Source organism: Ruegeria sp. BHSA162 (assembly GCF_059613385.1).
In genome coordinates this window covers 1-9,436 of record NZ_JBXWSK010000106.1, presented here as the reverse complement: position 1 = coordinate 9,436, position 9,436 = coordinate 1, and the positions used below count along the sequence as shown (strand labels likewise).

Annotated in this window: 11 protein-coding genes; 7 read left to right on the top strand and 4 right to left on the bottom strand. The window is 62.8% G+C overall.

The window, feature by feature from the left end; translation table 11 throughout:
• The 3 genes from AC2FM5_RS18270 to AC2FM5_RS18260 all read right to left on the bottom strand — a co-directional run.
• Window positions 1–502 (bottom strand): metallophosphoesterase (locus AC2FM5_RS18270; protein WP_496737284.1); only part of this gene is annotated, 502 nt, incomplete at its 3' end.
• A gap of 223 nt (window positions 503–725) precedes the next feature.
• Complete coding sequence (locus tag AC2FM5_RS18265; RefSeq protein WP_170367273.1) at window positions 726–1,445, bottom strand: glutathione S-transferase family protein; 720 nt, start codon at window positions 1,443–1,445, stop codon at window positions 726–728.
• Window positions 1,432–2,040 carry an NAD(P)H-dependent oxidoreductase gene (locus tag AC2FM5_RS18260; protein WP_496737282.1) on the bottom strand — a complete coding sequence of 203 codons (609 nt, stop codon included), beginning with the start codon at window positions 2,038–2,040 and terminating at the stop codon, window positions 1,432–1,434. The genes AC2FM5_RS18265 and AC2FM5_RS18260 overlap by 14 nt, the downstream gene beginning before the upstream one ends.
• 128 nt (window positions 2,041–2,168) lie before the next feature.
• Between AC2FM5_RS18260 and AC2FM5_RS18255 the strand changes: the two genes are divergently transcribed.
• Window positions 2,169–2,534 (top strand): winged helix-turn-helix transcriptional regulator, encoded by a 366-nt coding sequence (locus AC2FM5_RS18255; RefSeq protein WP_170359492.1) that lies wholly within the window; start codon window positions 2,169–2,171, stop codon window positions 2,532–2,534.
• 4 nt (window positions 2,535–2,538) lie between these two features.
• Here the strand turns inward: AC2FM5_RS18255 and AC2FM5_RS18250 are convergent, their stop codons facing one another.
• On the bottom strand, window positions 2,539–3,552 hold the full coding sequence (locus AC2FM5_RS18250) for a LacI family DNA-binding transcriptional regulator (protein WP_496737280.1): 1,014 nt from the start codon (window positions 3,550–3,552) through the stop codon (window positions 2,539–2,541).
• 246 nt (window positions 3,553–3,798) lie between these two features.
• On the opposite strand from AC2FM5_RS18250, the gene AC2FM5_RS18245 reads away from it, so the two are divergent.
• From AC2FM5_RS18245 to AC2FM5_RS18220, 6 genes are all read left to right on the top strand, one after another.
• Window positions 3,799–5,067: an ABC transporter substrate-binding protein gene (locus AC2FM5_RS18245; protein WP_496737278.1), complete on the top strand. Its 1,269-nt coding sequence runs from the start codon at window positions 3,799–3,801 to the stop codon at window positions 5,065–5,067.
• Between the two features lie 100 nt (window positions 5,068–5,167).
• Window positions 5,168–6,013, top strand: coding sequence for a carbohydrate ABC transporter permease (locus AC2FM5_RS18240; RefSeq protein ID WP_170341551.1), 846 nt, complete (start codon window positions 5,168–5,170; stop codon window positions 6,011–6,013).
• Entirely contained in the window at window positions 6,010–6,849 is an 840-nt protein-coding gene (locus AC2FM5_RS18235; protein ID WP_480776201.1) for a carbohydrate ABC transporter permease, read from the top strand. Before AC2FM5_RS18240 ends, AC2FM5_RS18235 begins: the two co-directional genes overlap by 4 nt.
• Before the next feature lie 21 nt (window positions 6,850–6,870).
• Entirely contained in the window at window positions 6,871–7,911 is a 1,041-nt protein-coding gene (locus AC2FM5_RS18230) for an ABC transporter ATP-binding protein (protein WP_170341571.1), read from the top strand.
• 10 nt (window positions 7,912–7,921) lie between these two features.
• Window positions 7,922–9,199, top strand: a complete 1,278-nt coding sequence (locus AC2FM5_RS18225) for an amylo-alpha-1,6-glucosidase (protein WP_496737274.1) — start codon at window positions 7,922–7,924, stop codon at window positions 9,197–9,199.
• 44 nt (window positions 9,200–9,243) lie between these two features.
• Window positions 9,244–9,436 (top strand): hypothetical protein (locus AC2FM5_RS18220; RefSeq protein ID WP_496737272.1); only part of this gene is annotated, 193 nt, incomplete at its 3' end.

Sequence of the window (9,436 nt, the reverse complement as noted above, 5' to 3'; positions counted from 1 at the left end):
GGTTTGCGCCCTGTTCCTTGGCGATATTGGCCAGCACGATCGGGAACTGCGCCCCGGCCAGCGATTTTTCCAGAAAGCTCAGGCCATAGTTGAACTCGTGGTTGCCCAGCGTCGCGGCATCATAGCCCAACGTGTTGAACGCGTTGATGATCGGGTGGGTGTCGCCGTCGTTCATGCCACGCTCGTAGGCGATGTAGTCGCCCATCGGGTTGCCCTGAAGAAAGTCGCCATTGTCGACCAGCATCGAGTTTGTGGCCTCGGCCCGGATCTGGTTGATGATCGAGGCCGCGCGCGACAGGCCCACTGTATCGCGCGGCTTGTCGGCGTAGTAGTCATAGGGAAAGACGTGAACGTGAATGTCGGTCGTTTCCATGATCCGCAGATGCGCCTGGTTGCTTGCGGCGGCGGCGGAGAACGGGTGCAGGGAAACCATGGCGGCGCCAGCCGTGGTGGTGGCCAGGAATTGACGCCGCGACATCGCGAATTTGCTGGATAGGGTCATGAGGCACCTCTCGAAATAATTGGGTCGACGCATCATCTGAACGTTTATGACGACAATGATGTGACAGCGCGGCCCGAGGGGATCACCCGGCGTGCCGATGGTTCAGACTGACCGCTTTTGACACCCGAGTAAAGCGTCCTCCCGGCCATCGACCTGCGCGCGGGCGGTGCGGCGCCCAAGGTGCTGTGGTGCGGGCCCGGGCTAGGGAGCCCGGGCCGCGGCCTCAGTCCTTTTTCACGTCACCGGCAAACCGCGCGGCGTTCTCCCGCGCAAAGGCGCTGGCATCAGCCGAGGCATCCCAGAACTGGGGATTGGCCTTGGGAATGGTCAGCGCCTTCTGAACTGCGGGGCGGGCACCGATGCGGTCGAACCATGCGTTCAGATGCGGAAGACCATCGACCTGAACCCGCGCCCAGACATAGGCCCGCGCCCAGGGGTACAGCATCATGTCCGCGATCGTGTATTCATCCGCAGCAATCCAGTCGCGCCCATTCAAGCGATCATTCATCACCTCCATCAGGCGGCGGCTTTCGTCCACGTAACGGCGGATCGAGAACGGTTCGGTATGGCCATTGGGGGCGGCAATGTGCTGGAAATACATGGCCTGGCCCATCATCGGACCCACATGCCCGACCTGGAACAGCATCCACTGCATCACCTCGGACTGCTGCACCGGATCTGAGGGCAGGAACTGACCGTATTTCTGCGCGAGGTGCCACAAGATTGCGCCGCTTTCGAAAATCGCGCGACCTTCGGCCCGGTCCTCGATCACCGGGATCTTGCCATTGGGGTTCAGCGACAAGAACGCGGGCGACTTTTGTTCCTGTTTGGAAAAGTCGATGGGCGTCAGGTCGTAGGGTACGCCTGCCTCTTCCAGGAAGATCACCGGTTTGTAGCCATTCATCGTGGCCGCGGTGTATAGGTGGATGTCAGGCCGCGACATGCGCGATCTCCTCGAAATGCTGCTTCAGATACGCGTCGAACCGCTTAAAATCCTGTTCGATCCGGGGGTTCTTCATCACGTCGAAGGCCGCGAAGGTGGGCAGAGGTTGCATCGCCAGAAACTTGGCGTTCAGGTGCATGGGCCACAGCAGGTCATCGACGCTGGCCCCTGCAAAGAACGGCTCGGCGGGGTTGTCGAACGCCTCGCGCGGAGCGTTGAAGGTGACCGACAGCATGTATTTCGTTCCGTGCAGCAGGCCACCGGTGCCGTAATTGGCCTTGGGCGCCTCGGCGGTCCGGCCGTCGCCGGCCAGCAGCCGGCCGTCCATGCCCGCGGTGTACACCTCGTCGAGGTACTTTTTGAACACCCACGGTACACCCATCCAATTCACCGGAAACTGCATGATGACCACATCCGCCCAGACATGGGCGTCGATCTCGGCATTGATGTCGTATCCTTCGGCAACCGTGGTCACGCGCACCTCGTGGCCCATGCCGGTCAGCGCGTCCTGCGCCCGTTGCACCAGCGACGCATTCAGGCGGCCAGGTGCGAATTCATAAGGCTGCGTACCGTTCACGATCAGGATCTTGCTCATGTCCATATCCTTGGTTTTGAAACTGCTTGCCCCTTGACTTCGGTCGGGGTGAAACCGAACTTGAGAACAGTAGTGATGAATTGCAACCAGTTTACTTTTTGTAACCTGTGACTGGACTGGAGAAGGTGATGCGTGCCCGTATCGAACAGGACGACCAAGGCAAGCGGCAAGCAGTGGATGCGTGCAGCGAACCATGCCCCATCGAGCGCGGCATGCGGATCATTGGTGGCAAGTGGACCGGGTCGATCCTGTGGCATCTCAAAGACGAGCCGGTACGATTCAATGACTTGGCCCGGATGATCGGTGGCGCCAGCAAAAAGATGATCGCCGAACGCTTGCGCCAATTGGAGCAACAGGGCCTGGTGCACCGCCAAGTGCTCGAAACCTCACCGGTTTCGGTGCAGTACTCCGTGACCGACCGTGGACGCACCGCGCTGGGTTTTCTGGACGAGCTGCGGAAGTGGAGTGAGACCTTGCCGGATACGCGCGCCTGACTCGTCAGCGGTCCTTCTGCAGCGGCCCCGTGGTTTCCCGTGCGATGAACCGGGCTGAAACTTCGGACACGATTACCGGCATGTCAGGGTCTTTTATCCTGTCCAGCAGAGTACGTGCGAGCTTGCGGCCCAACCGCTTTGGCGAAACCGCCATGGTACTGAGCGCGGGAATTGCGACCGAGGCATCCTCGGTATCGTCAAATCCAACGATCGAAACATCCCGCCCCGGCTGCAACCCAGCCCGCATCAGGCCGAAACACGCCCCCAAAGCGACCATGTCGCCATTGCAGACCACCGCCGTGACCTCAGGATGGGCGTCGTGCAATTTCAGCATCTCCTGCATACCCGCACGCTTGGTGTCAGGTGAGGGCCAGATGATCGGCGGCCCCAAAGACAAGTCCTGCAGCGTACGCTCATACCCGGCTATGCGCTGCTTTCGAACGGGGTTCATGCCGATGCCGCCGAAGAATGCGATGTGCCTGTGCCCCAGTTCCGCCAGGTGATTGGTCGCGGTCGCGGTCGCTTCGGCATTTCTGATGCCCACATGATCAAAATCAGGGCTGACATGGCGCAGAAAGGTCACCGTGGGCAAACCATGCGTGCGCAAGAGTTGAAGGGTTTCTGCCGTGGTCTCCAGCGCAGGCACCCACAGCAGGCCGCCGCGCCCGTTGCGGATGAAATCCCGCAATTGCTTGCCCTGCCGGTCCGCGTCGTCGCGCGTGTCCAAGATCGAAACCAGATACCCCTCGGCCTCCAGCAACTCGACCGCGCCGCTGACGACTTCGGCATTGAACGGGTTTGCGAACTGGTTCAGAACGAATCCGATTTCCCGGTTCTCGCCTGATCGCATCGACGCCGCGCGCGAGTCCGTGACATAGTGCAGGTCCTCGGCCGCCTGCAGCACTTTCTTGCGGGTCTGCTCGGAAATCCGGCCAGTGCCGCGCATCACCTGACTGACCGTCGGAATCGAGACTCCGGCGGCTTTGGCGACACTGGCGAGGGTGGGTTTGGCGGGCATTTCTCGGACTTCTGATATATCGTTGCATCATCAAAATGCCCAACCCGCAGAGGTATTGCAACGAGCAATTCCTACTATTTTCTGAAGTTCAGACCAACCGATTGGAAAATATTCGTTGACGCAAGATATATCGTTATACCATGCTAATGGCATCGCCTGGGGTGAGTCGTCGCACGACAAGCACAGCAAACCGACCCCACCGGGCAGAACGGGCAAAAGGCCCAATCGAAACTCTGGGAGGAGTCCATGTCAATTCAATCCAAGCTGGTCGGTGCCGCATCCGGCCTTGTTCTGACCCTGGTCACAAACGTGGCGCAGGCCGAGGTTCTGTTCTGGTCGACACAGGCCAAGCCGGTCGAAGAGGCGCAGGCCATGCGCGAACAGGTTCTTTCAGGCTTCGAGGGTGGCGTGGATTACCAGCCCAATGACGGCGGCCCCTGGCTGACGCGTCTGCAAGCCGAATTGCAGGCCGGCTCGGGCACGATCGGCGTTCTGGGCGCGCTGCATGGTGATTTCTCGGCCATGAACCCCGATGACCTGGTCGACCTGGATGATCTGGGCATCGCCTCGGCCTCGGACACGTTCAACGAACTGGCGACGCTGGGAATAGGCAGCCTGCAATACATCCCCTGGATGCAGGCCAGCTATATCATGGCGGCCAACAAAGAGGCGTTGCAGTACCTGCCCGAAGGCGCAGACATCAATGCATTGACCTATGACCAGCTGATCGAATGGGCCGCCAACGCCCATGAGGCAGCGGGCGAGCCGAAATTCGGCTTTCCGGCCGGGCCCAAGGGCCTGAAGCACCGCTTCTTCCAGGGTTATCTGTATCCGTCCTATACGAACGGCGTGGTGCGGACCTTTGCCAGCGACGATGCCGTGACCGCGTGGGAAAAATTCCGCGAGCTGTGGACGCATACCAACCCGGCCTCGACCAACTTCTCGTTCATGCAGGAACAGTTGTTGTCGGGCGATGCCTGGATCGTGTTCGACCACACCTCGCGTCTGGCGCAGGCCTTCAACGAGCGGCCTGATGACTTCGTGGCCTTCCCGGCCCCGGCGGGTCCGACCGGGCGCGGCTTCATGCCGGTTCTGGCTGGTGTTGCGATCCCCAAAACCGCACCGGACATGGAAGCGTCCAAAGCTCTGGTCGCCTACATGATGAAGCCGGAAACCCAGATCGCCACGCTGCGTGCCACCAACTTCTTCCCGGTCGTCGCGGTTGACCTGCCCGCCGACCTGCCGCCGGCCGTCAAGGCCGCAGGCGACGCGGTCGCCAAGATGAGTGGCTCGGCTGATGCCAACCCCGGGCTGCTGCCCGCGGGACTGGGCGACAAGGGCGGTGACTTCAACCGTGTTTATACCGATGCGTTCGAGCGGATCGTACTGGGCGGTCAGGACATCCGCACCGTGCTGGACGATCAGAAAGGCGCGTTGCAGGCGATCATGCAGGAGACCGGCGCGCCCTGCTGGGCTCCGGATGCACCCTCGGACGGTCCGTGCCCTGTCGAATAAGGGTCTGACCTGATCCTGACACCGGGCCTGATGCAGGCCCGGCGTCCCCGAACTCTCTGCCCGAAACCACCGGAACTTCCGCAAGGAAAGGAGCGATCTGATGAACGCTCGTGTGTTGCCCTATGTGCTGATCCTGCCCGTGACGGCGTTTCTGTGCCTGTTCTTTCTGTATCCTTTCGTCCTGGTCGCCAAGCAGGCTTTCAACACCGGCGACGGGTTCACGCTGGACAATTTCCGGCAGGTGGTCGGGTACTGGAAATTCCCGATCTCGCTGCAGAATACGCTGCTGCTGGCGGCGGCGGTGGTTCCGGTGCAACTGGCGCTGGCGCTGCTGATGGCCACGATGGTCAACAAGATGCAGCGCGGACGCGACCTGGTGCTGTATGTCTGGACCATCCCGCTGGGTATCTCGGATCTGGCCGCAGGCATCATCTGGCTGGCGATCTTCGAACAGTCGGGTTTCCTGAACTCCATGCTTTCTGGGCTGGGCGTGGTGGACCGGCCGGTGAATTTCCTCAGCTATCAGCACCCCGGCGTGGTGTTCCTGGCCATCGCCCTGGCCGAGATCTGGCGCGCCACCGCGATCATGCTGGTGATCCTGGTGGCCGGGATCGGCCTGATCCCCAAGGAATATTACGAGGCGGCCGAGGTCTTTGGCGCCTCGCCCTGGAAACGCTTCACCCGCATCACGCTTCCGCTGCTGCGCCCGTCGCTGCAGACCGCACTGGTGCTGCGCGTGATCCTGGCCTTCGAGGTCTTCGCCGTGGTGCTGGCCCTGGGTGGCACCCTATTCCCCGTCCTCATGAGCGAAACCTACGCCTATCAGTTCGACCTGCTTGACAGCGGCGCGGCGGCGGCGATGGCGCTGATCATCCTCGCCATCTCGATCGGGTTCACCCTGATCATCCTGCGCGCCCTGCGTGTCCCGAAAGGAGCCACGATATGACGACCGTCACGACCGATGTCGCCGCGCCCGATACGCGCCGGGCCGGACGCTATGTCTACTTCGCGGCGGTGGTGCTGCTGTGCGCCTGGGTGCTGGTGCCGCTGTATTTCCTGCTGATCAACACCCTGTCCTCGCCGGAAACGGTGAACAGCTTTCCCAAGCCCTTCATCCCCGAATTTGATCTGGGCAGCCTGGGGTTCTTTGCAGGCTTCGCGGGCATCCTGACCGCGCTCAAAAACTCGATCCTGGTGGCCGGGCTGACGATGATCATGTCGATCCTGATCGGCGCGCCGGCAGGCTATGCCCTGTCGCGGTTCGACTTTCGCGGGAAAGAGGCGTTCCGCCTGCTGATCCTGCTGACCCGCGCCTTTCCGCTGCCGCTGCTGGCACTGCCCTTGGCGGTGATGTTCATCCAGACCGGGCTGGATGACACGGTATTCGGCCTGTCGCTGGTGCACACCACGTTGGCCATCCCGTTTGCGGTGCTGATCACGTTCTCGCTGTTTTCCGGCATCCCGCTGGAACTGGAAGAGGCCGCCTGGACGCTGGGCTGCACCCGGCTGACCGCCTTCACCAAGGTGGTGCTGCCGTTGATCCTGCCGGGGATCACGGCCTCGGCCATCTTCGCCTTCGTGATCTCGTGGAACGAGGTGTTCGCCGCCGCCGTCCTGACGATCGAGAACCGGACCCTGACGGCCTTTTTGCTGCAGAACCTCGACACCTCGCCGCTGCATCTGAAATTCGCGGGCGGTTTCATCCTTGTCGTTCCGGCACTGATCTTCATCTTCGCCGTGCGCAAATACCTGTTCGCCATGTGGGGCATCGCCAACCGCTGACAGCCCCAAGGAGTTGGAATAATGGCAGAAATTCAAATCAAGAATGTCGCGAAACGCTTTGGCAGCTACCAGGCGCTGCACGACATCAACCTGACCATCCAGGACCAGGAATTCATGGTTCTGCTGGGGGCCTCGGGCTGCGGCAAGACCACGCTGCTGCGGATCATCGCCGGGCTGGAGACCGCGACCGAGGGCGAGGTCTGGATCGGCGGGCGCCGGGTGGATCACCTGCCGCCCAAGGATCGGGGCATCGCCATGGTGTTCCAGAACTATGCCGTATTCCCGCATCTGACCGTGTTCGAAAACATCGGGTTCGGCCTGCGGATGCAGAAACTGCCCAATGACGAGGTCAAGCGCCGGGTCGAGCGCACGGCGGGTCTGATGCATATCGACCAGCTGCTGGGGCGCTATTCGGGCGAGCTGTCCGGCGGTCAGCGCCAGCGCGTCGCCGTGGCCCGCGCCCTGGCGATGGAGCCCGACGTGATCCTGATGGACGAGCCCCTGTCGAACCTGGACGCGCTGCTGCGGATGGAGATGCGGGCCGAGCTCAAAGGCGTTCTGGCCGAAAGCAACACCACCGCCATCTATGTCACCCACGACCAGGTCGAAGCCATGAGCATGGCCGACCGGATCAGCGTGATGCATCAGGGCAAGATCGTTCAGGCGGCCTCGCCGATCGAGGTCTACCGCAACCCGGCGGCCGAGTTCGTGGCCGGATTCATCGGCAATCCGCCGATGAACTTCCTGCCCGCCACTCCGACCAGAGACGGCAAATGGACAGTCGCGGGCCAGATCCTCGACGGGCCGTCCCGGACCACGCCGCTACATTTCGCCATCCGCCCCGAGGATCTGCGCCCGGCCGACACGGGCCTGGCCGCCACGGTCAAGGTGGTCGAACCGTTGGGCGCGCACCTTCTGGTCACCTGCAGCGTGGATGGCGCCTTGTTCCGCGCGGTTCTGGACAGCGATCTGACCGTCCGCCGCGGCGACACCCTCACCCTGGCCCCGCAGCCCGACCGGGTGCGCTGGTTCGACCCCGAAACAACCTTGGCCGTAGCCTGAGGAGCGCGCAATGAAACAGGATCTGATCGAACAGGCCCGCGCCGTTCTGGCCCGAAACGACCGGGGCGACTACACGGTGCCCACCCACGGCCTCTATCCGTTCCAGTGGAACTGGGATAGCGCGCTCAGCGCCCTTGGGTTCTCGCATTTCGACGAGGCCCGCGCCTGGCGCGAGATCGAGACCTTGTTCCGGCATCAGTGGGATGGCGGCATGGTGCCGCATATCATCTTCCACGAGATGAATGACGGCTATTTCCCAGGGCCGGATGTCTGGGCCACGGGCCGCGCGGTTCCCACCTCGGGCATCACGCAGCCGGCGGTGGCCGGGTTCGCCGTGCGGCGGATCCATGCGCGCGCCAAAAACCGGGCGCTGGCCGATACGCAGGCCCGCGCCCTGCTGCCCAGGATCCACGCCTGGCACCAATGGTTCTATACCAACCGCGACCCGCAGGGCACCGGTCTGGTCGCCATCATCCACCCGTGGGAATCGGGGCGCGACAACTCGGTCGATTGGGACGCAGCGCTGGCCCGGGTCCCGACCGAGGGCGTGGCTCCGTTCCAGCGTCGCGACGTAGCCCATGCCAACCCGGCGCACAGGCCGACCGACGAAGAATACCGCCGCTATATCTGGCTGGTGCAACATTTCCGCGACCTTGGCTGGGACAATTCCAAGCTGCATGATGCCTCGCCGTTCCGGGTCGTGGACCCGGGATTCAACGCGATCCTGATCCGCTCGTGCCTTGACCTTGCTGCGCTGGCCGACGACTTGGGCGAGGCCGAGATCGCCAGCGCTTCGCGCGCCTTTGCCCAGGCGGGCATCGCGGCGATGGACGCCCTGTGGAGCGAGACCCGCGGGCAATACCTGTGCTTTGATCGGGCCACCGGGGCGCTGATCGACAGCCCCTCGATCGGCGGCTTGTTGGCGGCGTTCTGTCCCATCCCCGAGCACCGCGCGCAGGCCATCGCCCAGCGGTTGGACGCCATCGGAGCCGCAGTCCCGTATCTGGTGCCCAGCCACGACCCGGCGGCCCCTGAATTCGACGGACTAAGGTACTGGCGCGGGCCGGTCTGGCTGATCGTGAACTACATGATCGCCGATGGTCTGCAACGCGCGGGCCAGACCCGGATCGTGCAGCGGATCGTCGACGACAGCCTGCGCCTGATCGAACAAAGCGGCTTTGCCGAGTATTACGACCCGGTCACTGCCGAACCCTGCGGCGGCAGCAGCTTTACCTGGACGGCCGCGATGGTGATCGAGATCCTGAACGCGGAAACCACCCCGGCATGAACGGCGCGGCACCGGTCCCCGCCCAATGGATACCGGACTGACCGATGGCGGGACCGTCCATTGTTTCCGCCCCCGGGCAAGCGGACTGGGTCGAGCAAGCCCTTCTTGCGGAATTGCGGGCCACTGCGCCCCAAGGGGTCAATGACAGCATCACGCTGATTGCGCAGGACGGCGAGGGCCGGGTTGGCGGCCTGCATGGCGCCACCTCCTATGGGTGGCTGCTGATCAAGACCTTAT

What these genes read in the sequence shown, in the direction of transcription:
- AC2FM5_RS18260 (WP_496737282.1), bottom strand. Translation starts at nt 2,040, where the DNA reads ATGAGCAAGATCCTGATCGTGAACGGTACGCAGCCTTATGAATTCGCA.
- AC2FM5_RS18245 (WP_496737278.1), top strand. Translation starts at nt 3,799, where the DNA reads ATGTCAATTCAATCCAAGCTGGTCGGTGCCGCATCCGGCCTTGTTCTG.
- AC2FM5_RS18230 (WP_170341571.1), top strand. Translation starts at nt 6,871, where the DNA reads ATGGCAGAAATTCAAATCAAGAATGTCGCGAAACGCTTTGGCAGCTAC.
- AC2FM5_RS18250 (WP_496737280.1), bottom strand. Translation starts at nt 3,552, where the DNA reads ATGCCCGCCAAACCCACCCTCGCCAGTGTCGCCAAAGCCGCCGGAGTC.
- AC2FM5_RS18240 (WP_170341551.1), top strand. Translation starts at nt 5,168, where the DNA reads ATGAACGCTCGTGTGTTGCCCTATGTGCTGATCCTGCCCGTGACGGCG.
- AC2FM5_RS18225 (WP_496737274.1), top strand. Translation starts at nt 7,922, where the DNA reads ATGAAACAGGATCTGATCGAACAGGCCCGCGCCGTTCTGGCCCGAAAC.
- AC2FM5_RS18255 (WP_170359492.1), top strand. Translation starts at nt 2,169, where the DNA reads ATGCGTGCCCGTATCGAACAGGACGACCAAGGCAAGCGGCAAGCAGTG.
- AC2FM5_RS18235 (WP_480776201.1), top strand. Translation starts at nt 6,010, where the DNA reads ATGACGACCGTCACGACCGATGTCGCCGCGCCCGATACGCGCCGGGCC.
- AC2FM5_RS18265 (WP_170367273.1), bottom strand. Translation starts at nt 1,445, where the DNA reads ATGTCGCGGCCTGACATCCACCTATACACCGCGGCCACGATGAATGGC.